32 protein-coding genes and 1 riboswitch are annotated in these 26,144 nt (G+C 41.5%); of the genes, 10 read left to right on the forward strand and 22 right to left on the reverse strand.

The window, feature by feature from the left end:
* Window positions 1–223: 223 nt before the first annotated feature.
* The 5 genes from DFR63_RS10790 to DFR63_RS10810 form a co-directional block, all read right to left on the reverse strand.
* Window positions 224–1,468: a Glu/Leu/Phe/Val family dehydrogenase gene (locus DFR63_RS10790; RefSeq protein ID WP_115885955.1), complete on the reverse strand. Its 1,245-nt coding sequence runs from the start codon at window positions 1,466–1,468 to the stop codon at window positions 224–226.
* A gap of 57 nt (window positions 1,469–1,525) precedes the next feature.
* A complete protein-coding gene (locus DFR63_RS10795; protein ID WP_115885956.1) occupies window positions 1,526–2,725 on the reverse strand; it encodes an ornithine--oxo-acid transaminase in 1,200 nt (399 codons plus the stop codon).
* 274 nt (window positions 2,726–2,999) lie between these two features.
* Window positions 3,000–3,377 (reverse strand): S1 domain-containing post-transcriptional regulator Ygs, encoded by a 378-nt coding sequence (ygs, locus tag DFR63_RS10800; protein WP_115885957.1) that lies wholly within the window; start codon window positions 3,375–3,377, stop codon window positions 3,000–3,002.
* A 198-nt stretch (window positions 3,378–3,575) separates the two neighbouring features.
* Entirely contained in the window at window positions 3,576–3,782 is a 207-nt protein-coding gene (locus DFR63_RS10805; protein WP_115885958.1) for a hypothetical protein, read from the reverse strand.
* Window positions 3,783–3,926: 144 nt separating this feature from the next.
* On the reverse strand, window positions 3,927–4,517 hold the full coding sequence (locus DFR63_RS10810; protein ID WP_115885959.1) for a peptidylprolyl isomerase: 591 nt from the start codon (window positions 4,515–4,517) through the stop codon (window positions 3,927–3,929).
* Between the two features lie 206 nt (window positions 4,518–4,723).
* On the opposite strand from DFR63_RS10810, the gene DFR63_RS10815 reads away from it, so the two are divergent.
* The 7 genes from DFR63_RS10815 to mnhG are packed head-to-tail and all read left to right on the forward strand — an operon-like array spanning window position 4,724 to window position 10,568.
* The gene (locus DFR63_RS10815) at window positions 4,724–7,123 is read left to right on the forward strand and encodes a Na+/H+ antiporter subunit A (protein WP_115885960.1); all 2,400 of its coding nucleotides are present in this window, start codon (window positions 4,724–4,726) and stop codon (window positions 7,121–7,123) included.
* Window positions 7,107–7,574 carry a Na(+)/H(+) antiporter subunit B gene (locus tag DFR63_RS10820; RefSeq protein ID WP_115885961.1) on the forward strand — a complete coding sequence of 156 codons (468 nt, stop codon included), beginning with the start codon at window positions 7,107–7,109 and terminating at the stop codon, window positions 7,572–7,574. Before DFR63_RS10815 ends, DFR63_RS10820 begins: the two co-directional genes overlap by 17 nt.
* Window positions 7,574–7,915, forward strand: coding sequence for a Na(+)/H(+) antiporter subunit C (locus DFR63_RS10825; protein WP_115885962.1), 342 nt, complete (start codon window positions 7,574–7,576; stop codon window positions 7,913–7,915). The genes DFR63_RS10820 and DFR63_RS10825 overlap by 1 nt, the downstream gene beginning before the upstream one ends.
* Complete coding sequence (locus tag DFR63_RS10830) at window positions 7,905–9,398, forward strand: Na+/H+ antiporter subunit D (protein WP_115885963.1); 1,494 nt, start codon at window positions 7,905–7,907, stop codon at window positions 9,396–9,398. Before DFR63_RS10825 ends, DFR63_RS10830 begins: the two co-directional genes overlap by 11 nt.
* On the forward strand, window positions 9,399–9,878 hold the full coding sequence (locus DFR63_RS10835) for a Na+/H+ antiporter subunit E (protein ID WP_115885964.1): 480 nt from the start codon (window positions 9,399–9,401) through the stop codon (window positions 9,876–9,878).
* The gene (locus tag DFR63_RS10840) at window positions 9,875–10,174 is read left to right on the forward strand and encodes a Na(+)/H(+) antiporter subunit F1 (RefSeq protein ID WP_115885965.1); all 300 of its coding nucleotides are present in this window, start codon (window positions 9,875–9,877) and stop codon (window positions 10,172–10,174) included. Before DFR63_RS10835 ends, DFR63_RS10840 begins: the two co-directional genes overlap by 4 nt.
* Window positions 10,152–10,568: a monovalent cation/H(+) antiporter subunit G gene (gene mnhG / locus DFR63_RS10845; protein ID WP_115885966.1), complete on the forward strand. Its 417-nt coding sequence runs from the start codon at window positions 10,152–10,154 to the stop codon at window positions 10,566–10,568. Before DFR63_RS10840 ends, mnhG begins: the two co-directional genes overlap by 23 nt.
* 172 nt (window positions 10,569–10,740) lie before the next feature.
* Here mnhG and DFR63_RS10850 read toward each other — a convergent pair whose 3' ends face one another.
* The 15 genes from DFR63_RS10850 to DFR63_RS10920 form a co-directional block, all read right to left on the reverse strand.
* Window positions 10,741–11,115 (reverse strand): PaaI family thioesterase, encoded by a 375-nt coding sequence (locus DFR63_RS10850; RefSeq protein WP_115885967.1) that lies wholly within the window; start codon window positions 11,113–11,115, stop codon window positions 10,741–10,743.
* Entirely contained in the window at window positions 11,108–12,598 is a 1,491-nt protein-coding gene (locus DFR63_RS10855; RefSeq protein ID WP_115885968.1) for a leucyl aminopeptidase family protein, read from the reverse strand. The genes DFR63_RS10850 and DFR63_RS10855 overlap by 8 nt, the downstream gene beginning before the upstream one ends.
* A gap of 12 nt (window positions 12,599–12,610) precedes the next feature.
* Complete coding sequence (locus DFR63_RS10860) at window positions 12,611–12,928, reverse strand: YuiB family protein (RefSeq protein WP_115886038.1); 318 nt, start codon at window positions 12,926–12,928, stop codon at window positions 12,611–12,613.
* Window positions 12,929–13,003: 75 nt separating this feature from the next.
* Window positions 13,004–14,215: an NAD(P)/FAD-dependent oxidoreductase gene (locus tag DFR63_RS10865; RefSeq protein ID WP_115885969.1), complete on the reverse strand. Its 1,212-nt coding sequence runs from the start codon at window positions 14,213–14,215 to the stop codon at window positions 13,004–13,006.
* A gap of 115 nt (window positions 14,216–14,330) precedes the next feature.
* Window positions 14,331–14,690 (reverse strand): HesB/IscA family protein, encoded by a 360-nt coding sequence (locus DFR63_RS10870; RefSeq protein ID WP_115885970.1) that lies wholly within the window; start codon window positions 14,688–14,690, stop codon window positions 14,331–14,333.
* A gap of 88 nt (window positions 14,691–14,778) precedes the next feature.
* Window positions 14,779–15,024, reverse strand: a complete 246-nt coding sequence (locus DFR63_RS10875) for a DUF1450 domain-containing protein (RefSeq protein ID WP_115885971.1) — start codon at window positions 15,022–15,024, stop codon at window positions 14,779–14,781.
* Between the two features lie 59 nt (window positions 15,025–15,083).
* The gene (locus DFR63_RS10880; RefSeq protein WP_026859969.1) at window positions 15,084–15,326 is read right to left on the reverse strand and encodes a NifU family protein; all 243 of its coding nucleotides are present in this window, start codon (window positions 15,324–15,326) and stop codon (window positions 15,084–15,086) included.
* Between the two features lie 96 nt (window positions 15,327–15,422).
* Window positions 15,423–15,953, reverse strand: coding sequence for a biotin transporter BioY (locus tag DFR63_RS10885; protein WP_115885972.1), 531 nt, complete (start codon window positions 15,951–15,953; stop codon window positions 15,423–15,425).
* Between the two features lie 97 nt (window positions 15,954–16,050).
* The gene (locus DFR63_RS10890; protein WP_115885973.1) at window positions 16,051–16,812 is read right to left on the reverse strand and encodes a TIGR01457 family HAD-type hydrolase; all 762 of its coding nucleotides are present in this window, start codon (window positions 16,810–16,812) and stop codon (window positions 16,051–16,053) included.
* Complete coding sequence (locus DFR63_RS10895; RefSeq protein WP_115885974.1) at window positions 16,805–17,233, reverse strand: DUF86 domain-containing protein; 429 nt, start codon at window positions 17,231–17,233, stop codon at window positions 16,805–16,807. Before DFR63_RS10895 ends, DFR63_RS10890 begins: the two co-directional genes overlap by 8 nt.
* A gap of 59 nt (window positions 17,234–17,292) precedes the next feature.
* Window positions 17,293–17,628, reverse strand: a complete 336-nt coding sequence (locus tag DFR63_RS10900; protein WP_115885975.1) for a YutD family protein — start codon at window positions 17,626–17,628, stop codon at window positions 17,293–17,295.
* A 54-nt stretch (window positions 17,629–17,682) separates the two neighbouring features.
* Entirely contained in the window at window positions 17,683–19,266 is a 1,584-nt protein-coding gene (locus DFR63_RS10905) for a Na+/H+ antiporter NhaC family protein (protein WP_115885976.1), read from the reverse strand.
* A gap of 74 nt (window positions 19,267–19,340) precedes the next feature.
* A riboswitch (Lysine riboswitch) is annotated at window positions 19,341–19,506 on the reverse strand.
* A gap of 42 nt (window positions 19,507–19,548) precedes the next feature.
* Window positions 19,549–20,868 (reverse strand): bifunctional metallophosphatase/5'-nucleotidase, encoded by a 1,320-nt coding sequence (locus tag DFR63_RS10910; protein ID WP_115885977.1) that lies wholly within the window; start codon window positions 20,866–20,868, stop codon window positions 19,549–19,551.
* Between the two features lie 11 nt (window positions 20,869–20,879).
* Window positions 20,880–21,701 (reverse strand): sulfite exporter TauE/SafE family protein, encoded by an 822-nt coding sequence (locus DFR63_RS10915; RefSeq protein ID WP_115885978.1) that lies wholly within the window; start codon window positions 21,699–21,701, stop codon window positions 20,880–20,882.
* 12 nt (window positions 21,702–21,713) lie between these two features.
* A complete protein-coding gene (locus DFR63_RS10920; RefSeq protein ID WP_115885979.1) occupies window positions 21,714–22,562 on the reverse strand; it encodes a DUF72 domain-containing protein in 849 nt (282 codons plus the stop codon).
* 49 nt (window positions 22,563–22,611) lie between these two features.
* Here DFR63_RS10920 and DFR63_RS10925 point away from each other — a divergent pair, with 49 nt between their 5' ends.
* Genes DFR63_RS10925 through DFR63_RS10935 form a run of 3 tightly spaced genes read left to right on the forward strand, consistent with a single transcriptional unit; the run spans window position 22,612 to window position 25,000 of the window.
* On the forward strand, window positions 22,612–23,313 hold the full coding sequence (locus tag DFR63_RS10925; protein ID WP_115885980.1) for an ABC transporter ATP-binding protein: 702 nt from the start codon (window positions 22,612–22,614) through the stop codon (window positions 23,311–23,313).
* A complete protein-coding gene (locus DFR63_RS10930; RefSeq protein ID WP_115885981.1) occupies window positions 23,313–24,071 on the forward strand; it encodes an ABC transporter permease in 759 nt (252 codons plus the stop codon). The genes DFR63_RS10925 and DFR63_RS10930 overlap by 1 nt, the downstream gene beginning before the upstream one ends.
* 14 nt (window positions 24,072–24,085) lie before the next feature.
* The gene (locus tag DFR63_RS10935; protein WP_115885982.1) at window positions 24,086–25,000 is read left to right on the forward strand and encodes a DMT family transporter; all 915 of its coding nucleotides are present in this window, start codon (window positions 24,086–24,088) and stop codon (window positions 24,998–25,000) included.
* Window positions 25,001–25,064: 64 nt separating this feature from the next.
* Here the strand turns inward: DFR63_RS10935 and DFR63_RS10940 are convergent, their stop codons facing one another.
* Both DFR63_RS10940 and DFR63_RS10945 read right to left on the reverse strand, forming a co-directional pair.
* The gene (locus tag DFR63_RS10940) at window positions 25,065–25,616 is read right to left on the reverse strand and encodes a thioredoxin family protein (protein ID WP_115885983.1); all 552 of its coding nucleotides are present in this window, start codon (window positions 25,614–25,616) and stop codon (window positions 25,065–25,067) included.
* Window positions 25,617–25,681: 65 nt separating this feature from the next.
* Window positions 25,682–26,077, reverse strand: coding sequence for a hypothetical protein (locus DFR63_RS10945; RefSeq protein WP_115885984.1), 396 nt, complete (start codon window positions 26,075–26,077; stop codon window positions 25,682–25,684).
* Window positions 26,078–26,144: the final 67 nt, after the last annotated feature.

A 26,144-nucleotide genomic window follows, 5' to 3' on the forward strand; every position in this document is an offset into this window, starting at 1 on the left:
AAGCGTTAAATTTAATTTGTCTGAAAATTAAATCTTAACCAATAGGTTGAAGCCTTTATATCACAACATTTACCGGGGATAACAAAGCTTTTAAATTTTTTTAGTTCTGAGGCTTAGTTGAGAGAAGCCTGCAATGAAAAACGCTCTTTGATGAGATAAGGCCGGCAATCTCCAATAAAAAAAGACAAAACCCATAAAAAGGTTTTGTCTTTAAAATAATTTTTTACGCCCATCCGCGGTAGCGTGAAGCTTCTGCGGTACGTTTAAGACCTACGATAAATGCTGCAAGTCTCATATCGATTTGACGGTTTTCGTGAAGGTCATAGATTTCGTTAAATGCAGCAACGAGTTTTTGTTCCATTTTCTCGTTTACTTCATCTTCACTCCAGTAATAACCCTGGTTGTTTTGTACCCACTCAAAGTAAGATACTGTTACTCCGCCTGCTGATGCAAGTACGTCCGGTACAATCAGAACGTTTCTTTCAGTCAGGATGCGTGTCGCTTCAGTAGTAGTCGGTCCATTAGCTGCTTCACACAGAATCTGCGCTTTAATATTCGGAGCATTTTCCTCAGTAATCTGATTTTCAATTGCTGCCGGAATAATAACATCGCAGTCTAATGAGAATAACTCATCGTTCGATAACACATCGTCAAACAGATTTGTCACCATACCAAAACTGTCGCGGCGTTCTAATAGATAGTCAATATCCAGACCTTCTGGATCGTGAAGTGCACCGTTAGCATCTGAAATACCTACGATTTTCGCACCTTTGTCAAAGAGGAATTTAGACAGGAAACTTCCTGCGTTACCGAATCCCTGAATGACAATGCGAATATCTTCTATCTTCATATCGCGTTTCTTAAGTGCTTCTTCAAGACAGATTACAACACCGAGTGCTGTCGCTCTGTCGCGGCCTTCCGAACCGCCGAGCACCAATGGTTTACCGGTAATAAAACCAGGTGAGTTGAACTGGTCAATTGCGCTGTATTCATCCATCATCCACGCCATAATCTGCGAGTTTGTGAATACGTCAGGTGCAGGAATATCTTTAGTCGGTCCAACGATTTGAGATATCGCACGAACGTAGCCGCGTGACAATCTTTCAACTTCATCCATGCTCATTTCGCGCGGGTCACAGATAATCCCGCCTTTACCTCCGCCGTAAGGCAGATTAACAATACCTGCTTTTAGTGTCATCCACATAGATAACGCTACAACTTCATCTTCTGAAACGCTCGGGTGGAAACGCACTCCGCCCTTGGTAGGACCCACTGCATCGTTATGCTGTGCACGGAAGCCTGTAAATACTTTAACTGATCCGTCATCCATTTTTACTGGAATACGCACTTTTAATGAACGCAACGGCTCTTTAATCAACTGATACATATCATCATTATAACCAAGCTTATCCAGCGCCTCTTTGATGATTCGCTGGGTAGATTCAACTAAACTAATTTCTTCTGACATTTTATCCGCCTCTTTTTGTAACTGTTTTCAATTAATATTGTATCATAAAGAAATTTTTTAGAAAGTATCTTTGTTAAAAACTTTTTTAACTCTGTTAAGGGCCCAGTCGAGTTCATCTTTGGTTACGATAAGCGGCGGTGCGAATCTTACTACCGTGCCGTGAGTTTCTTTGCAGAGGACGCCTTCATCTTTCAGCTGCTCGCAGAATCTGCGCGCACTTTTATTCAGTTCGAGGCCGATAAACAGCCCTTTGCCGCGTATATCTACAATAGACTCGTGTTCTATTTTTTTCAATTCACTAAGCAGGTACTCTCCAAGTTCCAGGGAACGTTCTGAAAGTTTTTCATCTATAATAACATCGAGCGCTGCTTCCGATACTCGGGCTGCCAAAGGATTGCCGCCAAAAGTTGATCCGTGTGATCCTTCATTCAGCACTCCGAGCACTTCGTCGTCACCAAGCACAACAGACACAGGGAATACTCCGCCGCCAAGTGCTTTTCCTAAAATATACATATCCGGAACAACTTCATCCCAGTCTGTCGCAAACATTTTTCCAGCCCTGCCGAGTCCTGCCTGAATTTCATCAGAGATAAACAGCACATTATTGCGGTCACAAATTTCCCTGACTTCTTTCAGGTAGCCTGACGGCGGAATATTGACACCCGCTTCCCCCTGAATCGGTTCTAAAATCACAGCTGCTGTATTATCATTAATCGCATCTTCCAGCGCTTCCGCATCACCGTAATTAACAATTTGGAATCCGTCCCCAAGCGGCCCAAACCCTCTCCGGTATTCCGGCTCTGATGACATCGACATAGGAATCATCGTTCTGCCGTGGAAATTATTTTTCATCGCTATAACTTCAGCCTGATTATCAGGTACTCCTTTAACTTCATATGCCCAGCGTCTGGCAGCTTTAATTGCCGACTCGACAGCTTCAGCCCCTGTATTCATGGGCAGAACCCGGGCTTTCCCTGATATTTCACTGAGCTTTTCGAACCAGTCTCCAAGGCAGTCGACATGGAATGATCTCGACGTCAGTGTTACTTTATCTGCCTGATCTTTCAGCGCCTGGATAATTTTCGGATGACGGTGTCCCTGGTTAACGGCAGAATATGCACTCAGCATATCCATATACTTATTGCCTTCCGGATCTTTCACCCACACCCCTTCTGCTTCTGAAATTACAATCGGCAGCGGTTTGTATATATTCGTATCATACCGTTCTGTCTCTTTGATGATTTCTTCACTTTTCATTTCATTCTCCCCCTTTTTATGTTTAAAAAACTATTTAAATATACATTATTAAATATGTATTCATATCCATCATGCCTGTAATCAACTTTATTTTCAAGAATTTTATTAGAGTGCTTTACAATGGGGTTTATCATATTTGAAAACGTATACAAATAAGCGGTGATTTATACTTTTCAGACTACATTTTCATTGGAATTTACGAATTTAATATGAATATAAATTCATCCAAGAAAAAACAAAAAACCTGTGAAATTCACAGGTTCTGCTACTGGTATTAATCTTTCATACGTTCTTTTGCCTCTTCTATCCAGACAGGCATTCTTTCTGCCAGAGTCTGGAAACCGTATTTTTCGGTATCTTTGATCTTTTCTAATACAGAACGCTTATCTCTTTTCTTCTCTTCGTTCTTGAAGTATTCATTTTCTTTCAATGATAAGCTGATTTTACCGTTTTCATCAATGCTGACAATTTTAGCCTTTACTATTTGGCCTTTGGATAAATATTGGTTCACATCGTGAACGTAATCGTTCATCACTTCGGAAATATGGATCAGACCATCACGATTATCAGGAGTTTTGACAAAAGCACCGTACGACTGAATACCAGTAATTTTAACCTTGACGAACTGGCCGATCCGGTATTTTTTTGCCATGTTATCCCTACTTATTTACTTCTTTGTTAAATCCAACACCATTTTAACATAAATGAATCAAGTAGCCAAAAAAATCACACAGCAAAACACACATACCAGGCTGGCATATGTGCGCGTATTTTTCATATAAGTTATGTAAATCTGCAGGACTCTAAGGTCGCACACAGAAATAATAGATCGTTTATATTAATTGAATCACTATTTCCGTGTGGAGTCATCCTTATGCTCATGTTCGAGTCTTTCGAGAACTTTTTCTTCGAAATCTCTCATCTTCTCTTCTTCGTTGCGCGAATATTTTTTAATAAGTTTATACACGATAAACGCAAGTAATATAAAAAGAAGTAACATGATAAGCGCTGGAATATATTCCGTTTTATCTTCCGGGAAATAAAGGAATGGCATCATTTTTAAATCACTCACCTTTACACAGATAAGTATATCAGAGTGTTTTCTGATTTAAATAATATAATAATGACTAATTTGTGATACTTTTTAAGAAAAAAGTGCACAGCCTTCATTATTACCAGACTGTGCACTTTCATTTATATATTATTCTGTTACTTCAATTGTTTCGATAATTACATCTTCAACAGGCTTATCCTGTCTTCCCGTCTTAACATCAGCAATCTTTTCAATAATATCCATGCCCTCGATAACCTGGCCGAATACAGTGTGTCTCTGATCGAGCCAAGGCGTGCCGCCGTGTTTTTTATAGCTTTCAATAATTTCAGCCGGGTAGCCCGCGCCTTCAAGCTGCGATACCATATCTGATGGTACGTCTTTCAGCTGAACAATAAAGAACTGTGAACCGTTAGTATTCGGTCCTGCGTTTGCCATAGACAAAGCACCGTAGAGGTTGAATGCATCTGTTGAAAATTCATCTTCAAAAGCCTGGCCCCAGATACTTTCTCCGCCCATGCCTGTGCCTGTCGGATCTCCGCCCTGAATCATGAAATCTTTAATGACTCTGTGGAAAATTAAACCATCATAATACTTATTTTTCGCATGTGTAACAAAGTTTTCTACAGTTTTAGGTGCGACATTATTTAAAAGTTTAACTGTTACGTCACCCATATTAGTCTTGATTACCGCTTTTGTTTCGCCTTCTAAAAGCTCAGTTGTTAATTGTGAATATGCCATAAATTTGGCCTCCTGAAAAATTTTATTAATTTCATATAAGCACCAGTAATATTGAAATTAAAACTTAAACATTTTAATTCTCATACCACTTGCTACCATATATACAGTATACGAGAATAGTCGAAAATTTCAAACCCTAAGCGTTTATTTACAATTAATATTAATGTATAATGGTTAAATATAATAACGTTAGAGGAGGATACACTTTGACATTGATACATTTAGCAATATTTTTGCCTGTTATTGCTGCGGTCGCTATCGCAATAATATACAGGTATGTTAAAGATGTACATCTCGGTTGGTTTGTTTTGCCTATTCCGACTGTGATAGTCGCATACTTATTTAGCTTAATACCCTCTATTGCCAATAATCAAGTTTTCCATCATACATTAAATTTAATGCCCCGTATCGGGTTGAATTTTGACGTTTACATAGATGGTCTCGGCTTACTATTTGCAATACTGATTTCTGGTATTGGCTCACTGGTAGTTTTATATTCTATCAGTTACCTATCCAAAGAAGAAGAACTTGGCAATTTTTATGTCTATCTGCTTATTTTTATGACTGCTATGCTCGGCTTAGTTTTAAGCGATAATATTCTAATGCTGTATTTCTTCTGGGAACTGACATCAATTTCCAGTTTCCTCTTAATCGCTTTCTGGTTTACTAAAGAGAAATCGATATACGGTGCACAAAAATCAATGCTGATTACTTTCTTCGGCGGATTTATGATGCTCGGCGGATTTATCATTTTATATCTGATTACAGGAACATTCAGCATTAGAGAAATAATTGCCAATGTTGATTTAATTACGGCAAGTCCGCTTGCTCCAATCGCGGTTATCTTAGTGCTGCTCGGAGCATTTACGAAGTCGGCACAGTTCCCTTTCTACATCTGGCTGCCGGATGCTATGGAAGCTCCTACACCGGTCAGTGCGTACTTGCACTCCGCTACAATGGTTAAAGCAGGACTGTACCTGGTTGCCAGATTTACACCTGTTTTCGCCTTCAGCGAATTATGGGTATGGCTGATTTTAACCGTCGGTCTGGTCACCTTGCTGTGGGCTTCATTTAACGCGGTGAAGCAGGATGACTTAAAAGGTATACTTGCCTTCTCCACCGTGTCTCAGCTCGGTATGATAATGAGTCTTCTCGGTGTCGGCGCTCTTGCAGTTGCAACAGGCGCGGACGAACAGATTTTTACAGTTGCAGTGGTTGCGGCAGTGTTTCATATTATTAACCACGCCACTTTTAAAGGCGCCTTGTTCATGGTTGCGGGTATTCTAGACCACGAAACGGGAACACGCAGCATGCGTAAACTCGGCGGCCTCATGACACTTATGCCTATTTCATTTACGATGACGCTGATTACAGCCTTATCGATGGCGGGTATTCCTCCGTTTAACGGTTTCCTGTCGAAAGAACTGTTTTTAGAAGCTATGTTTGAAATTAGCCAGGCAAATTTCAGCGCTTTAGCTGACTGGAGCATACTGTTCCCAGTTCTCGCTATTATCGGCAGTGTATTTACATTTGTTTATTCTATTAAATTAATTCACGGGGTCTTCTTCGGTAAACGCACTCACAAAACACCAAAAGAACCGCATGAAGCACCGAAGCTGATGCTTGCATCACCAATTATTTTATCAGCACTCGTGATTATTTTTGGGCTGTTCCCTAATATTCTCTCAGGCACTATTATCGATCCTGCAGCAATGAGTATATTGGGAACGGATACAGCGCTGAATACTGAAATTTCACACTGGCACGGATGGAATAATCCTGCCCTGTGGGCTACAGTTGCAATAGTCGTTATCGGTACAGCACTTTATATATTCAGAAACAGCTGGATGTTTATCTACGAGTACCATAAAGAACAATTTACCCTGAATCATTTATACGACCAGGGTCTCATCTACAGCCAGCTTGGTTCTGCTAAAGCAGAAGAAAACGTAATGACTGGTTTCCTGAGAGATTACATGGTTTATATTTTCGGATTCTTTGTCATCTTCGGCATAGTTACCACTTTCTACACAGGACTGCCGATTACATTCGGTGATTTCGCTGATGTCGGTATTCAGGATATGGCTCTTGTACTGATTATCCTCGTCTCGCTTGCAATAATAATGATGACCCGCTCACGCATGGTTTCCATAATTATGCTCGGAGCTATAGGATTTTCAGTAGCCTTGTTTTTTGCATTCTTCAGGGCACCGGACCTTGCTTTGACTCAGCTTGCTATAGAAACAGTAACAACTACTTTATTCCTTGTATGTTTCTATCATCTGCCGAAGAAATCAAAACACGAAGAAAGTATCAAATTTAAATTTACGAACTTTATCGTTTCTGCCGGTGTCGGCGCAATCGTTATACTTTTCGGACTCGCGGCATATTCAAACAGGCTGTTCGATTCCATCAGTCAGTATCATATCGATCATGTCTACGATCTCGCAGCCGGGGGAAATATGGTTAACGTTATACTCGTTGACTTCCGTGGTTACGATACCTTAATGGAAACTCTGGTCTTCGGAATCGCTGGAATTGGAATTTATGCATTAATGAAAGCTAAAGTATCAAGAAAGGATGATGAAAATGAAGAGCACGCTTAAAAGAGCCGGTTACAACAAAGTACAGCGCCAGATGAATGATGTGTTTATCCAGTTCACTTCTAAAGTGATTTTTCTCATCATCCTGCTGTTCTCGGTAAACTTATTTTTGGCAGGGCACTACACACCGGGCGGCGGTTTTGTCGGCGGTCTGCTTGCTGCCTCCGCCATTATACTTCTGCTCATGGCATATGATTATGAAACAGTTAAGAAAATGATTCCGGTAAACTTTCATTTAATGATAAGTCTCGGACTCGCGCTGGCAATTGTAGTGCCGACCTTGCTGTTTCTCTTCGGTGCACCCTTCTTCACCCACCAGCACACCTATGTAACCGTGCCGGTATTTGGTGAAGTTGCCCTGCACACAGCCGTAATTTTTGATGTTGGTGTCTTCCTTACTGTTGCGGGCACATCGCTCCTGATTGTCACATTGGTTGGGGGGACAGAGAAATAATGGAACTCGTCACTATTATTTTATCGGGCATCTTAATCGCCAGTGCGACCTATTTAATTCTCTCAAAGAGTGTTCTCAGAGTTATCGTCGGTGTATCCATTTTGTCACATGGTGTACATTTGATGATTCTGACAATGGGACAGCTAAAACGCGGCAACGTGCCGGTTCTGGATGATACCGTAAGTACGTATTCAGATCCCCTGCCCCAGGCCTTGATTCTGACAGCGATTGTTATTTCATTCGCACTGACTGCTTACAGTCTTGTACTGCTGCTCAGAAATTATAAAGAACTCGGCACAGATAACACTGAAGATATGAAAGGAGTTCCACATGACGACTAACATATTACCCATGCTCCCTATCATTCTTCCGTTTATAGCCGGCGTCATCATGCTGTTTATCGGAAAGCGTCCGATACCTCACCGTATGGTGTCGGCTGTCACCGGACTCATGATGGTTGGTATTGCAGCATTTAACATCTATTATGTATACAAGAACGGAGCGATGGTAACATTCATCAGTAACTGGTCGGCACCATTCGGTATCAGTGTCGTTTATGATATGGTTGCCGCGCTGCTTGTCTTTACAACATCACTCGTAATGTTTTTCGTTGTTATCTACTCATTCCAGTCCATCGGATACGAGAGAGAAAGATATTACTATTATCCTATGGTCATGTTTATGATTACCGGGATAAACGGTGCTTTTACAACAGGAGACATTTTTAATATGTTCGTATTTTTCGAAGTATTCCTTCTTGCCTCCTATGTTTTAATTACTCTCGGAAGCCGGAAAATCCAGCTTCAGGAAGGTTTTAAATATCTCGTTGTAAACATCGTGTCATCAAACTTCTTTCTTATAGGACTTGCCTACCTGTATTCAGTTACAGGTTCGTTAAATATGGCTGATATTCATATTAAACTATCCAATTACGATGGCAGCCTCGCTATTATGACACTTGTTGCAGTTGTCTTTATATTCGTTTTTGCTACAAAAGCCGGACTGTTCCCGCTTTATTTCTGGATGCCGGGTTCTTACAGTGCTCCTCCGATGCCGGTCATTGCACTGTTTGGCGCTCTGCTGACTAAAGTAGGAGTTTACGCGATTGCAAGAACATTTTCACTGTTCTTTACCAGCGATACAGCTTATACCCATCAGGTGCTGCTGCTGCTTGCGCTCCTCACTATTGTCGCCGGCTGTATAGGAGCACTAGCATATACGGATATGAAAAAAGTTATTATTTATAACATTATGATTGCAATCGGAGTCATTATCGTCGGTTTCTCGATGATGGATTACGCCGGAACTATCGGCGGCATGTATTATTTAATCCACGATATGATCATTAAAGCAGCGCTGTTCCTGCTCGTCGGTTTTATAATTTACCGTACAGGGAAGAACGATGCTGCAGATCTCGGCGGACTTATAAAACAGCATCCTGTCGTGGGCTGGACATTCTTTATCGCCGGCCTGTCCCTGGCAGGGGTACCGCCGTTTCCGGGATTCTTCGGTAAACTGTATATCGTAGAATCTGCTTTTGACAACGGCCATACTTTTTCAGCAATAATCGTGCTGCTGTCGAGTTTGATTGTTTTATACAGTATTATGAAAGTATTCATTAAAGTATTCTGGGGAGAACCGTCAGAGCCGATTGAACTTAAAGATATTAAATCGGATAAATTGCTGTTCTCAGCTATTGGTCTCGTTATCGTTTCAACTGTCTTTGGGCTTTCAGCTGACTTTTTATTCCCGGCCTTTGAAATGGCGGCTGAAGCATTCTACAATCCGTCATCGTATTCTAACTATTTGATGGGGGTGGAATAATTGTCATTTCAACTCTTAATTAATATTGTCCTGGCATTTTTATGGGTGTTTATGAATGCCGAATTCACTATAGGAACATTTGTTACTGGTTATATTATCGGTCTGGTTGCTGTTTACATTCTCCGCAACTTCCTGCCGGGTCGTTTTTACTTAAAACGGCTGTACTGGATGATTCGTCTCCTCTTTGTTTTTATTATCGAATTGATAAAAGCAAATCTTGAAGTGGTACGTATTGTAGTATCTCCTAAAATTGATATTCATCCGGGGTTCTATGCTTACCCGAATGACTTGGAAGAAGAATGGGAAGTTGCACTGCTGTCAACCTTAATTACACTGACACCTGGTACAGTAGTTGTAGCGATTTCAGAAGATTACTCAATTATTTACATTCACGGTCTGGATATGGAAGATGCAGATGCGGAAATTGAAAACATTAAAACTTCTTTTGAAAATGTTATCAAAGAGGTGGCTAAACCATGACAAACTTTATCAATATAGTCGTAATCATTAGTATTATTATCTTCGCATTTGCAATGCTCGGCATGATATACAGAGTTATAAAGGGGCCGACCCTGCATGACAGAGTAATTACACTCGATGCATTTGGTGTCACGCTGATGGGAATGATCGGTCTCGTATCTATGGCGCTTGATACATCATACATGCTGGTGGTTATTATGCTCATCGGTATGATTGGATTTATCGCTACAATCGGCTTCGCCAAATTCCTCGAGAAAGGTGTGATTATTGAAAATGACAGAGATAATAATAGTTAGTCTTATCGCACTGTTCTTACTCGCCGGCGCCTTCTTCACACTTGTTGCTGCAATTGGTGTTATCCGTCTGCCGGATACATACACAAGACTGCATGCAGCATCAAAGAGCTCGACACTTGGAGTTGGTATGACTTTAATCGGAGTATTTATATACTTTGCATACTATCAGGCAGCATTTGATACACAGCTGCTGCTGGCCGTTCTTTTCATTTTCATTTCAGCACCTGTTGGTGCACACCTTATCGCGAGAAGTGCCTTCCACTCTGATGTTGAACCGTATCAGCTGACAATTCTTAATGAATTGAAACGTGATGAAACGGGATCTGAAGTAGAAACGGAAGAAACTACAAGATTAAAAATCGAACGCAGTAAAAACAAAGAATTAGACGACTAATATATTTATGACCGGGACGGAAACATTTCCGTCCCGGTCTTTTTTTGTTTTATTTATATCTGGCACCCCCGCCGGATACATATGAAGCCCGATCATGCCAACCCCACACACTAAATTCCCGCACACAAAAAAAGGAACCCGAAACCGGATTCCCTCTTCATCTCTATTTATTCTATCTTTTTTTTCTTATCGCGACAGTACATCTGCTGAGTGCAATCAGTTCACCCTGTTCATCCGTCACTTCAATTTCCCATACTTGTGATGTTGAACCGCCGTGCTTAAGCAGCGCTGTAGCTGTCAGTATACCTTCGCGCTTTGCTTTCAGGTGATTTGCATTAATCTCCATGCCAAAGGCAATCTCATCTTCGGCAATCATTTTAAAGGCGCCTAAGCTTGCGGCTGTCTCGGCCAGAACAACATTCACTCCGCCGTGTACGTAGCCGAATGGCTGCAGTACTTTTTCTGTAATCGGCATTTCGACTGCGCATTTCCCTATTTCATCGACCGTCAAAGATATACCGAGTGTTTTAAGGAGTCCCTTATTCATACAGTGTACCTGATTCTATTAAATCGATAATGGTACGGATCATTACTCCCGTAGAGCCTTTTTTAGCAAACGGAGTGGCAGCTGATGTATTGCTCGTTCCTGCAATATCAAAATGAACCCATGGTGTATCTTCTGTAAACTGGTTAATAAATGCAGCCGCAAAAGATGCTCCGCCCGGTTTAAAGTCCGCATTTATTAAGTCGGCGATATCGGATTGTTTTACTCTATTATCTTCAAGATCCGATATCGGCAGATGCCAGATATCTTCACCTGTCACTTTGCTGCTGATTAAAAGGTTGTTGATAAACTTCCTGCCCTGATTTGTAAATACGCCGGTGCGGTCTTCGCCAATTGCCTGTATCACTGCACCTGTCAGCGTAGCAAAATCCAGCATTACTTTTGGACTGTATTTTGTTGATGCATAGTATACAGCATCTGCCAGCACAAGTCTGCCTTCGGCATCTGTATTTGATACCTCAACAGTTTTTCCTGACAGTGACTGATATACATCATCTGGACGCATGCCATTGCCGTCCACCATATTTTCAGCAAGCGCCAGCACTGCAACAACATGCACAGGCAGTTCCAGTTTCGACACTGCATCCATCATACCTGCGACGTTCGCTGCTCCGCTCATATCGTATTTCATAGACCGCATTCCTGTGCGTGTTTTAAGAGAATAACCGCCGGAGTCATACGTAATCCCTTTGCCTATTAATGCAATCGGTGCATCATCGGCTGCATCGGGATGCTTATATTCAATCGTCACGAGGCGCGGTTTTCTGACAGATGCTTTGCCAACTGCTGCCAGGAGTCCGAATCCTTCCTGCACCAGCGTATCAAAATCTTTTACTTCACCTTTGATGTACGGACGATCTTTGAAGTTGATTGCGAGCTGATCGGCAAAACTTTCCGGATATAAATGATTCGGCGGCATTGTTGCGTAATCTCTTGCAAGTGCTATACTGCTGCCGAGTGCTGCTCCGTGGTTAAAGCTTTCTTTTACGTCTGCTTTTGTCACTAAAGTAACGTCTAATTTATCGTAAAACTGCGTGTTGTCAGATGTATCGTAACCTGTCAGCTCGTGATTGCTGACAGCGGACATCATACCGACTGCATCAGCAGTTTCTTCTGCTTCAAATGCAAAAGTATCTAAAATAAACTGACCTTTATTTTCTTTCTCAAGAGCCATATACTGGAATAACTTACCCAAAGCCTTTTGTATTTTCAAGGCAGTTAGTTCCCCGGGGTCACCTAATCCGACCGCTATTACTTTACGGTAACCCCGCTGGATAGTAACACCTGTCGTCGTAACTTTACCGTATTCATGAGACAGTACACCGGCAGAAATCATTTCTTCTGTCAGACCATTTAATAACGTATCCAGTTCATCAAAATTCTTTAACTCTTTTATATTCTCAGGTAACCCGATAACAATTGCCGAATCATCGGCAACGTATTTTTCTTCAAATTTAATTTTCAAAATGCCTTCCCCCTAAAACATTTGATAACCTGCTTTTCTTAAGTAGCGTATTGTCATACCCGCTAAAATGATTCCGATAAATCCGCTGCCTAAAATAACAATATCATAAATTGAAATTCCAACGGTGTTCTCCCATAAAATACCGAATGATTCACCAGGGCTTGCTATGTAATCAAATAATGAAACTCTTCCGATAATCCATAGGACAATCACCGGATAAACGAACGCCATAATCCATGTCATTTTTAAAATCATGTTCAAAATAAAACTGATTCCATAAAATAAAACAAAATACAGCAGCACAGAAATAAAAAGCTGAACAATATTCATTGCCATAATTGTTTCCTCCAAAAAAATAAAAGCATGGGCATTATATATACCCATGCATAATGCTGAATTTTAAAATTACAGGAATTTACCTTTTGTTACACCTAATACTGCGCCGCCGATTTTCAGAACTGCACGCGTATCGATGACTTTCTTCATAAATGCTGCCGGCTTACCTTTAATTTCACGGCCTAAGACTACACCGATGCCATCTTTTGCTCCAAGTGAACATACAGTTCCCTTGTCGTCATAGGCAAACGGCTCCATTTTCTCACCGTTTAGCTTAAGCTTAATATTTTTAGCAGTGTGCTCGCCTAACTGCATTGCAATTTGAGCCGTTGTCGGATATGGACGTGCGTTTTCTCCTGTTCCGTTCATCACAGCTGCTACGTCACCGATAGCAAAGATATTCGGATAACCATCAATCGTTAAATCATCTTTAACGACAATGCGTCCGCGTTTAACGCCTTCAAAAGATTCTTCCATCAGACGTGAGCCGCGTACACCCGCTGTCCATACTACACTTGAAGCTTCAAGCTGTTTTTCTTCATCGTTCACCTTAACAACAAAGCCGTTTTCATTAGCAGCAACAATAGCTGTTCCAAGCATGAATTCTACACCGCGTGATTCCAGGAAGTTAACTGCATGCTGAGTTAGCTCCTCAGAGAACATAGGCAGCATTGTCGGCATTGCTTCTACACAAGTGATTTTAACTTGATTGTAGTCTATACCGTGCACTTTGCAGAGCTCAGGAAGTGTTTCAACAAGTTCACCGAGGAATTCCACCCCTGTAAAACCTGCTCCGCCGACAAGAATTGACAGGTCTTTAGAATCTTTGGAGGTTTTGTAATTGATAAAGTTCTGTTCAATTTCTTCACGGGTTCTTACAGCAGTTTCCGGGCTGACGATTGTCGTTGCGAATTCATCCATCCCTTTAATACCAAATGACTCACTTTCAAAACCTAGTGCCACTACAAGCGTATCGAAGCTGAATTCACCCTGAGTTGTTTCAACCACTTGTGCATCGCGGTCAATTTTAGTTACTTCAGCCGGGATAAAGCGGACTTTCATGTTATCCACTACTTTGGCAATCGGATAAACGCCTTCTTCCCAGTTCATTGAACCTGCTGCTGTTTCATGCAGCCATGTAGCTTCATAATGATATTCATTTTTGTTAATTAAAGTAATATCCGCTTCTTGTACGCCGATAATTTTCTGCAGTTTACTGACTGTGGATAAGCCTGCATAACCGGCACCAAGTACTAAGACCTTTTTTCTTTCATAGCTCATAATTTATTTCCCTTCCTGCTAATGTAATTTATATAATTATAGATTGTTCTTTCAGTTTCTATACCAAGTATTATATTAGCACTATATGTTAATATTTCAAGCGTTTTCACTAATTTTAACAGTCTCCCGGCGCACCCGCATTTTCCTTTGTTCTAAATGATGAACCGCAGCCGCAGGACAGACTTGCATTCGGATTTTCAATCGTAAAACCGCCGCCGATCAGCGACTGTTTAAAATCAATTACAGTACCGTCTACGACAGGGAGGTCGTACTTATCAACAAGCACTTTAACACCGTGGAATTCAAAAACTTCATCCCGTTCCGCTGCTTCATGCTCGGCTGCCATGCCGTACGTTAACCCTGTGCAGCCTCCGCCCTGTACTTTAAAACGCAGGAAGCCTTCTGCCATGTCATTCGCTTCCAGCATATCTTTAACTTCATACGCCGCACTTTCTGTCAGTGTTACTGATGACATAAAAATCACTCCTGTTCTTAATACTTTGTTACAAAATTCTCAATATCATAATTATACTACACGAAAAACGTTAGCACCAACGATGAGTTCACTCATCTAATGCCTGATTATTTTTGTCGATTCGCTTATAAGTTTTTTCAAGCAGCTGCTCGCTGTTTTTAGCAGCCACGATTTCACCGTCTACGAGAACAAAATAACTTTTGCTGCACAAACCGCAATTATTTGTGCATTCATAATCGACGACATCGATTGCCGGATTTTCATCCAGCTGAGCATACACATCGTGAGTCCCTTTTTGCATATTAGCGTTGCAAAACTCTACAATTGTGTACATTGGTCATTCTCCTCCTCTGAAAATAAAAAAACTAGAGACAGTCTGTCTCTAGTTGCGATTTAAAATACCTGCTCGATTTCAACAAAACCCGGTACTTCTTCAAGAAGTGCACGTTCTATACCGGCTTTAAGAGTAATCGTTGAACTTGGGCATGTTCCGCATGCTCCGAGAAGTCTGAGCTTTACAATACCGTCTTCAACATCAACGAGTTCAACGTCTCCGCCATCACGCAGAAGGAACGGACGTAATTTATCTAATACTTCTTCAACTTGTTCGTACATTGTATCCTGACTGACTGCCATATTTAGTTCACTCCAATCAATTTATGAGCATTACTTCGTATACAGTACATTATAATAGAAAGACACTTAAAAATCCATCATTTGAAAGTCTTATTTTTACGCCAGAACCAGTCCTCTTCCCATTAAAGTCCTTGCAAACATAACAGTCAGCACTGCAAGAATAATGTCCTTAATTATAAACGGAACGACAGCAGCCATCAGTATTTGAGTTAAGGACATCGGAGTTCCAATTACAGCACTCATAATAAACGAGAAGTACAATACGCCGCATATAAATATCGCACTCATGCCGAGCAGGGTAAAAACAATCATTCTTTTAATATCTTCACTTCCGCCCATGGCAGTGATTACCACCCCTGGTATGAATCCAAGCACAAATCCGAAAGACGGTGAAACGAGAGAACCAAGCCCGCCTGATCCTGCAAAAACAGGAATGCCGATCAGGCCGATTCCGATATAAGCTATAATGGAAATGAGGCCCAGTTTTTTTCCGAGCAGCATACCGGCCAGCAGCACCATCGGCATCTGCATTGTAAATGGCACCGGTCCAAGCGGTATTCTAATCTGCGCACCAATTGCAATCAGCGCGGTAAATAAAGCAGCAAAAACAAGGTGTTTAGTTTTCATATCTTTTCTCCTGTTATTTAGTTTAGTTATATCATAACAGGAAAGCACCTTCATGTTAACCATAAAAATTTAAAGGTTAACATGAAGGTTCATAAGTTTACAGCTTCCAGTCGTTAAGCGTACTAATCGTATACGCGGGCGGCACTCTTTTACTCATCACTTCTTCTTTTGAATGAACGCCGGTGCTAACGTGAATTGTATCGATACCGCCATTAATTCCAGTCATAATATCAGTATCGTAATTATCGCCGATCATCGCCACTTCTTCTTTAAGCATGCTGAGACGCGCTAAAGCCCCGGTTAAAATATAGCTGTTCGGTTTCCCGGTGATAACCGGGCTTACTCCCGTCACTTCGCTGACCAGTTTAGCGAATGATCCGTTGCCCGGAGAGAAGCCGTAAGATGTTTTAATTTTTATATCAGGATTTGTTGCGAGAAACTGCGCTCCGTTTTGGATCAGCCGGCAGGCGGTAAGGATTTTCTCGAAAGTAATCGATGTGTCGAGCCCCATTACAACAGCATCCGGTGCATAATCATTAAAAACAGCAGTTCCATCATACGTCAGTGTATTTTTAAAACTTTCCGTGCCGATTATATATACAGACGGTGTGTCAAAGGCCTCTTGCAGATAAGCTTTCATAGCGTCAGCTGAAGTATATATATGATTTATTGCCGTCGTAAACCCCATACTTTCAAATTTTTCCAGAATTTCAGACGGCTGTCTTGTCGCATTATTTGTCAGAAATAAATAGGGTATACCAGCCTTATTTAAACGGTCGATAAAGTTCACGGCGCCCTCAATAACTTTATCACCATTAAACATTGTACCATCAAGATCTATTAAGTACCCTTTATACATCTGTATCACTGCTGAAAGCTGTGACTGCTTGCGGGTCATTTTTATAAAAGTGCTCAATACTCGCCTTAAAGTTTTTATAGGCGCTGATATTCTCTTTGAAATCTGCGCGCATTGCGGCATGATCTACCGACTGGTAATTTCTCGTCAGCTCTTTTCTCCACTTCAGTGTATTCTTAAACTTCTCAGCATCTTTTGGTCCTATAACTTTTTCCTGGGCCAGAATATCCAGCACATCCTGATAGTTTCCCGGATCTCTTAAAATAAATGCATCGATAATCATATTGCCTACATCCACCGTCGCTTCTATAAGCATATGACATGCCCGCTCGAGCGCCAGGTTATTATCGGTATCAATCGTTTCTGCCAGTCCCTCAATGTAGTCGAGACGCGTGTTTAAAAGATTTTTATCCACAAAATACATTTCTACACCTCATCATTATTATTCTTTCTTATCATATCATACAAAAAAGAAGCCGGGTTTTACGACCCCGCCTCTTCTTTAATTTCTTCGCCAGACTCTTCAGCCTGCTCTTTTAACTCATGCTTTGAAACCTTCCTTAAAATAAAGTATGCACATCCAAAGTTGCAGTATTCATTCAGATACTCCTGGATGGCATTTACCCGCTTGTCAGGTTCCACTTTACGTTTTGAATTTTTATAAAAACCGGCAAGTCTTAGTTTTTCATAACCGACATCACCGACAATATAATCGTACTTGTTCAATAGCTCGCTGTATTTTTCGATAAAAAGCTCTTCATTAAATGCATCGCGGTAGTTCTCCACGAGTTCAAAGTTCATATGATCAATTGTAATCATAGACGCACACCCTTTAATCAAACTGATACATTCATGATATCACAATTTTTACCATTATGCGTTTTGTTTAGCTACCGGGCGGTAGATAAATTTAGCAATAATATAAACTACAAGCAAGCCGATTATAACGCTCAGCAAACCAAAGTATACGTTAGCTGTATATCCGAGCACAACAAAGCCGAGCAGTCCGATTAAAGCTGAAGTTAAAGCATACGGCAACTGTGTCATAACGTGGACAATATGATCGCTGCCGGAACCGGTAGAAGACAGAATTGTCGAATCGGAAATCGGTGAACAGTGGTCTCCAAATACACCGCCTGCAAGTACAGCTGCGATTGACGGGAGGAGTAATTCCGTTGCACCAAGTGCAATAATAATTTCTCCAGCAACAGGAATCAGTATGCCGTAAGAACCCCAGCTTGTACCTGTAGCAAGTGCCATAAAGCAACCAACAATAAATACTACTGCCGGCAGCAGCGCTACTGGAAGGCTTGAGTTTTCCACCATTGAACCAAGAACGCCGCCGGTGCCGAGTTCACTGATTAACCCGCCGATCATCCAGGCAAAAGTCAGTATAAGCATAGCCGGAAACATCGCGAAAAATCCTGTTTTAATACCGAGCCAGACATGTCTCTTGCTGAATTCATTATCATTTCTCGTATGTCTGAAGTAATAGAACAGTGCAAGCACGAGACCGATAATGCCTCCTGTAAGCAGTGAATGTGTCACGAGGGTACTTTCCAGCACAGGCATCAGACTCCAGGTCCCTGCTTCCATCGCACCGGTCACATACATCGCTCCGATTACTCCGACAGCAAGTCCTGCAATCGGAATAATTAAGGCGCTGGCACCTGCACCATCATGCACAGGCAGGTCTTCATCCTGTTCTGCAAATTCAGGCACTTTATCACGTAATATTCCTTCGTTAATAGCCAGGTCCTCCTGTTTCTTCATCGGACCGATATCCAGTTTAAAAGAAATAACGATAAACATCATAACAAGTGCCGAGATAACATAAAAGTTCATTGGAATCATATACATAAAACTCTGAAAGGGTGATATATGTGTCATTCCAGCACCGATTAATATCGGTGCTGTCATTCCCATAATACCTGCACCCCAGCTCGATACCGGTGACATAACGGCTACCGGTGATGCTGTCGTATCGACGAAATAAGCAAGTTTTGCCCGCGAAATATTATATTTATCAGTGATCGGCTTAGCAACCTGTCCGACAATTAAAGCACTGAAGTAATCATCGATAAACACTATAATTCCAAGCACTGCAGTCATAAAACCTGCACCGCGGCGCGTTTTAACTTTTGTCAGCGCCCAATTCGTAAACGCTCGCGCGCCGCCTGACATATTCATAAATGCTGTCATAATTCCGAGCAGTGTTAAAAATATTAATATGTAGGCATTCCATGTGTTCAGTCCGCCGTCTTCAATAAATATGCCGAGAAACGAATCGAACAGCAGTTTAAAAAATTCTCCAAAGTGTCCATTCGCAATAACGAAGGCTGATGTAATAATTCCCGCACCGAGACTGATGCCTACTCTTCTTGTTATTACTACGAGTATGAGTGTAATTAATGGCGGGATCAGCGGCATATATTCCCAATTTAAAAATGACTCCATTTTTCTTCCTCCTAAATTTTTTCAATAAAAAAAATCATAAATACGCTGACAGTGCACGCATTTATGATTTATCTATTAAATGTAGCGCATCATGTAACTGACAGTGTCCAGCCTGTTAAACTGAACCCCAGAACAAATACCTGCCGGTATCATCCTTCGGCTCTTGTCCCTTTCAAGTATCCTTAAACGCATGCCTGCTGAAATACTTTACTGTTGAAAAGAGCAACCTCTACTTTATTTATTTGATTACTTAACATTATAGCATATCCCGGTTTTAAAAAACTATAAACATTCTATATAATTTTTTACAAGATCGCGCAGCAGGTCCGGCATAATATACTCCTTTTTCGAATATCTGAACTGCGGGAAAATCCTGCCGAAAGTGTACATATCAAGCGTTCCAAGCTTATATTTTTTCTTCTCATCGATGAGTTCGTTATCGATATAATACTCGCGTTCCGATTGGATATACTGGATATTATTCGTTACAAAACAGCCGAAAATGTCTCCTCTGAAGCCGAGACCGCGCACGATTTCATCTTTATACTCCTGACGGTTCGCCTGGGTAAATATTTCTTTCATCTCGCGTCCAGTCAACTCTATTTGAACAGCATTAATGGCGTGCGGCAGCACTTTATGCAAGTCATATTCAGTCAGTGCTCCCCCTTCAAACGGACTCGCAATAAGTCCCGTATGAATGAGCCCTGCATCACTGGCCGTAAAATCTTTAAGTATATACGCAAGGAGCGAGCTGAAGCGTCCAACCGAATAAAGTCGCCGGTCTATCGGCAGTGCCGCTTCTTTAATGACTGTATTTTTTAATTTGGCTTTGCCTATATCATAATAATCGTTTTCGACCTGGGATAAGATATCTGATTCAATCAGCGCAGCTTTTTTCGCGGTAAGCCTGCCATTTTCAAAAGTGAGAGTGACTTCCCCGATATATTCACCGTATCTCCCGGCTGCTGCAAGCAGCACACCATTAACGCGCTCTCCTTTTTCAAAATAGTGATGCGTATGGGATGATAAAATTAAATCAATTTCAGGAAATCTATTAGCCAGAGTCTCGTCGTCATACATACCGAGATGACTCATCATAACAATAACGTCCACCTTTGGTTCGAGTTCCCTTAAATATTTTTCTATCCAGTCAAAAGCATCTGCCACTTCCCAATCCAGTGCCAGATAAAATGGAGTAAACTCAACTGTTGCTGCAATGAATCCGATTTTTATCCCGCCGGTTTCCTTTATAGTATACGGTTTAAAATAAGGCTGTTTACTTCCTGCTTCACGCAGATTGGCACAGATGACATCGAACTCTGCATCATCGTATAAATGCTTCAGCTGCTCTTTGGTCAGCGTGATTCCTTCATTATTCCCGAGTGTCGCTACGTCGCACGTTGCATTATTCAACAATTCGATATTGCCCTTTCCGAGCGTCGCTTCTGTATAAGGATGTGAACGGTCAACATGGTCGCCGATATCGACATAAAACATATTATTTCTGTACTGTCGTCTTTTATTTTTTATGAAGCTCGTAAACTTCATATAATTATGTAATGCACTGTGTATATCATTAGTATGATAAATTTTCACTTCCATACGAGCACTCCTTAAAGAATTGTTTGTAAAATCAAGTATGCACCGAGTATAAACAGGACGGTCCGGAGCAGTACTACTAAACCGTCCGAATTGAACCGCTGATTAATTTTAACTCCGGCAGTCGCTCCGATGATAGCAGCAGGAACGAGCATCAGTATATACGTATAAACGACGTTATTCTGGAGCACGTGGCCGAAGGCTGATGATACACCTGAGAAAAATACCATCATCATGCTCGTGCCGATAGCAATTGTCGGCGGCATTCTGAAAACCATCAGCATGAGCGGAGTCATCAGAACCCCGCCTCCTATACCGAACAGACCCGTTATAAATCCGACGAAAAAAGTTATCGTAATTGCAAGATAAGGCGGAAATCCGTAATGGTAAATGTTACCCATATTATCACGGTGCGGTTTTAAGTACTTAGGATTCTGGAATACTTTCATCGGTTTAATTTTCTTTCTGATAACGAGAAGTATACTGATAAAAATTAGAAATACACCGAAATACAGATTAAAGCTGTCCACCGTAAATAAACTGCTGGCATAAGATCCCGCGAACGCCCCCGGCATCAGTCCAATCAGAAATAAAATGCCGTTCTCTCTATCCACCTGCTTATTGCGCGCATATGAAATCATCGCACTCATGCCCGTGAATATCAGCAGCATACTCGATGTCCCGACAGCAGTCTGGGGTGTTATTGCCGGCAGCAGGCCGAGCTCAAGACCAAAAAACATCAGGGCCGGAACAACAATAACACCCCCGCCGATACCGACGAGCGAGCCCAGTATTGAAGAAAGCAGACCTATCAGTAAAAGAACGATAAATTCCATGACTCCAGCCCCTTAGAATAATTTCAGTTGCTTCGGTGCAAGCCCGCTGTACTCTATACCCAGCATGCTGATCAGCTGTTTTGCGTTGCCGGCCGCATGCCCTCCTGAGTTATTATTAAAAACGATATAAATATCCTTTGTTTTATGCTGGAGTATATTGACCTGTTTTTGTAACCACTCCAGTTCCTGTCTGTTATAATTATATAAATAACGGACCTCCCGCCACTCTTCCGAAGTCCGGTTCTGCTGCGTCCAGCCATGAAGATTGCGGCCGTGCAGACGGATAAATGCAGTATCATCTGTGACGCGGTTAATAAAAGGAACTGAACCGATTCCTGCTTGCGGCTCATCGCATATACTGTGAATTACTTCGCTGTCGTGCAGAAATTCCAGTGTATCTTCCTTATATTCATCACTGAACCATGTCTGGTTGCGGAACTCCACTGCGACTTTAAAAGGTTTCAGCAGGTCCGCCGCAAATTTTACATAGCGGATGTTTTTGCTGCCGCAGTCAAACCATGGCGGAAACTGCAGCAGAACAAATGCGAGTTTGTTTCTGTGAAACATAGGCATCAGCATTTCCCTGTACGCGGCAAAGACATCCTTAATAGAATCATAGTGACCTCTGTAATCGCTGTGCCCCGTCATAAATTGGTGGGCTTTTACTGCGAATTTGAAAGTTTCCGGTGTCTGGTCGCACCATTTTTCTATCGTTGACTGCCGCTGTACTGCGTAGTATGTTGAATCAAGCTCAACGATTGGAAAATGTGAAGCATATGTAATTAACTTATCTTTTTTATTTGAAAGCTCGGTGTACAGCGAATCGTGGTCGCCCCACCCTGTCAGTCCTATATAAATCATTAAATCACCTTACTTCATTTTAGCACATTTACATTGGAGGATATTAATCATGGAGATTATTCAGTTTGAAAATGTCAGCCATCAGGAAATACTCCGTAATATATCGGGTTTTTTCAGAGAAAATAAAATTACGACTTTTATCGGCCCGAGCGGTGCAGGCAAGACTACCTGCCTGAAACATATTAACGGTTTACTCTCTCCTGATTCCGGCAGTGTATTTTACCGCGGTGAAGATATTAAAAATATAGATATTACCGGTCTCAGAAAAAGAGCCGGCATGGCATTTCAAAGCGCACCGATGTTCGCAGGCACCGTATACGATAATTTAAATCTGCCGCTTCAAATATTTAATGACAAGCTGAGTCAGGAACGTGCGGCAAATCTTCTCAGCATGGTAGAACTTAGTGAAGATTTTTTATACCGTAAAATAAACACCTTATCCGGAGGAGAGAAAAGCCGTATTTCATTAGCCCGGACCTTTGTCTCTCGTCCGGAAGTACTGCTGCTTGATGAAATTACATCAAGCCTTGATTACACACTCGTCAGAGAGATTGAACGGCTCGTAATGAAGCTGCAGCAAGAACACGGACTGACTGTTATTTGGGTAACACATGACCTTGCCCAGGCTGAACGCGTCAGTGATGATATCTGGTTCTTAAACAGTGGCGAACTGCTGCTCCAGGGGCCGATAGAAAGTTTATATAATTCAAATAATACTTTTATACAGCAATTTTTAAAGGGGGAACGGTGATGGGTTTTCAGGAACTTCTCCTGTCCGGCGTCTTTGTTATCATTCCTCTCGCTATTGCGATTGTACTGAAGCTCGGTTTAACGAAAGATATCGTAATCGCTTCAGTGCGTTCAATTGTCCAGCTGCTTATTGTCGGTGTGATACTCACCTTCGTCTTTGACAGTGACAGCAGTATTTATATGATCTTAATGATTATTGTGATGATTGGTGCCGCCAGTCAGAATGTGATTAAGAAAGGCACGCGTATTCCCGGCATAACATGGATTATTATTTTAACGCTGACAGCAGTCGAAGCTGTTTCAATGAGCATTATGCTGCTGTTCGGTATTCTCGATTTTGAACCCGAACAGATTATTCCAATCAGCGGCATGATTATCGGTAACTGCATGGTGCTGTCGTTATTGTTCGTCAGTAAGTTTACCGATGAACTTGAGAACAGTGAAGAAATGATAGAGCTTATTTTATCCTTCGGCGGCCAGCCGAAACACGCGGTTTCCCGCAGTTTAAAATCAGCGATTCAAACGAGTATGATACCGACAATAGAATCACAGAAAACAATCGGGCTCGTACAGCTTCCCGGCATGATGAGCGGACTGATTATCGGTGGCGCGGCGCCGATGGAAGCTGTCATGTATCAGCTGCTCATATTATTTTTAATACTTACAAACGCAACTGCAGCTTCCGTGATGGTGGGGTATTTATCGTATCCGAAGCTGTTTAACAGCCGTCTGCAGTATATGGGTTTGAAAAATGAATAAAAGGCGGGACTGCTATGAAAAATTCACTGCATGCTAAAGGATTAATTTTTGTTATTATCGGCGCCTCGCTGTGGGGAATCGGAGGTACTGCGTCCGATTATATATTTACCGAGACACCGGTCGACGTCAACTGGTACGTTACAGCCAGGCTGACGATCAGCGGTATTATCCTATTATCTATATACACTTTATTTTTCCGCAAGAAACATCGTACTGTATGGAATAAACATACAGTGCTCATGTTTTCCATATATTCCATCTTCGGCATGACGATGGTTCAGTATACATTTATGGCGACAATAGGCTACGGCAATGCTGCAATTGCAACTGTACTGCAGTGTACCGGTCCTATATACATTATTCTGTATGCAGTGATGAAAAAATACAGACCCTGGACAAAAACTGAAGCCTTTATAATCGGTGCAATGATTATCGGAGTTATTCTAATTGCCACAAACGGCAATCTGACGAACCTTGCAGTCTCGCCCGTTGCATTGATGTTCGGTCTTGCATCCGGTGTTGCACTTGCTTATTACACGCTTCATGCACCAGTGCTGCTGCAGGTAATTCATCCCCTGCAGCTCGTCGGCGGCTCGATGCTCGCAGGCGGTATTATTATGAACTTCATTCATCCGATATGGGTATTTGATTTCTCATTTGACTGGTCGGCAATGCAGGTCATTATACTGGTTCTGTCCATACTGCTCGGGACAACACTCGCCTTCTATTTATATATCACGAGTATGAAATACATCAGTTCAACGGAAGCGGGAATATTAGGACTCCTTGAGCCTGTATCCGCAGTACTGACATCCGTGGTCCTCTTAAATGTCGGTCTCGGCATCTATCAGACAGCAGGGATTATTCTTATTCTTGGAGTAGGCGTGTTTATCAGTACGAGAAAAAATGAAACACAGAAAACTTCGTGATTTATACGGTTTTTCTGCACATAAAAACTCCTCTAAAGTAAACTTCTTTAGAGGAGTTCTAATCTTATTGTACAATTAACGTTGCTTTTAAATCTTTTTCTACAGCATCCCACAGTTCTGGTGATGTCTTGAACTTTTCCTTCATTTCTGTGATTGCAGATTTAAATGCTGCATCGTATTCTTCCGTGCCTTTTTCCGGCATATCTTTCATAATATCCTTTTGAATAACTGTCGTCATCGGTGCACGCGGGCCCCATACTGCTGCTTCTTTTTCTTCTTTGTTAATCGCAATGACTTTTGGAATTACTTTGTTGCCGTTAGTTAAGTAACCGTTCATCAGTTCTTCATTATCGTCACGCAGTGCTACTTTCACATCTATGCCAGCTTCTTCTGCGAGCTTAAACAGAATTGGAAGGTTAAGCATGCAGTGACCGCACCAGGGTTCAGCGATAACGAGCAGCTTCATCTCACTATTCTTGAAGTTCTCAAATTCATTATCTTTCGTTATGTCATGTTCGTTATAAATTTTATCGAATCCGTCTTTTAAATCTGTGAGCTTTTCACGATAATCATCCGGTGTTAAAGCATTGTCATAAAATACCTGTAAATTATCCATTTATCTCCCTGCCTTTATAAGTTGTTATTCTTATTATAAGACTTGAAAGTTAAATGATACAAATATTAAGGCACGCGTTTATATTTCCGGACATCTTCTTCTTTTAAATTGAGGAAGAGATTGACGCCGAAGAGAATAATTGCGGCGAGGAACATCGATCCGCCTATAAATGTAAAAATATGTGCAACGCCGGGATTAACCTGTACGAAAAATGTACTGAAGAGAAATAAAGGAACGCCGATATGGTACAGCCAAAATGTGGCTGTTCCGAGACCGTTTTCTGCTAAATGAGGGTAGATTGATAACACTGTACCGATGCCGAGTGTTGACAGCCACCCGACTACGTTAACATGCGCATGTCCTGCAGCCCAGTTAAGCTGAATCGTATACGACATAAACAGTCCCACTGAAATACCAATCACAAGATAAAGCACCGACAATTTAATCCACGTATGACCCATTTAATACGCCTCCCATTTTTTGTATATAATTACAGGTTAGCACTAAATATAAATGTGTCAATTTAAT

It is taken from the genome of Jeotgalicoccus halotolerans, assembly GCF_003387165.1.
Classification (GTDB): Bacteria; Bacillota; Bacilli; order Staphylococcales; family Salinicoccaceae; genus Jeotgalicoccus; species Jeotgalicoccus halotolerans.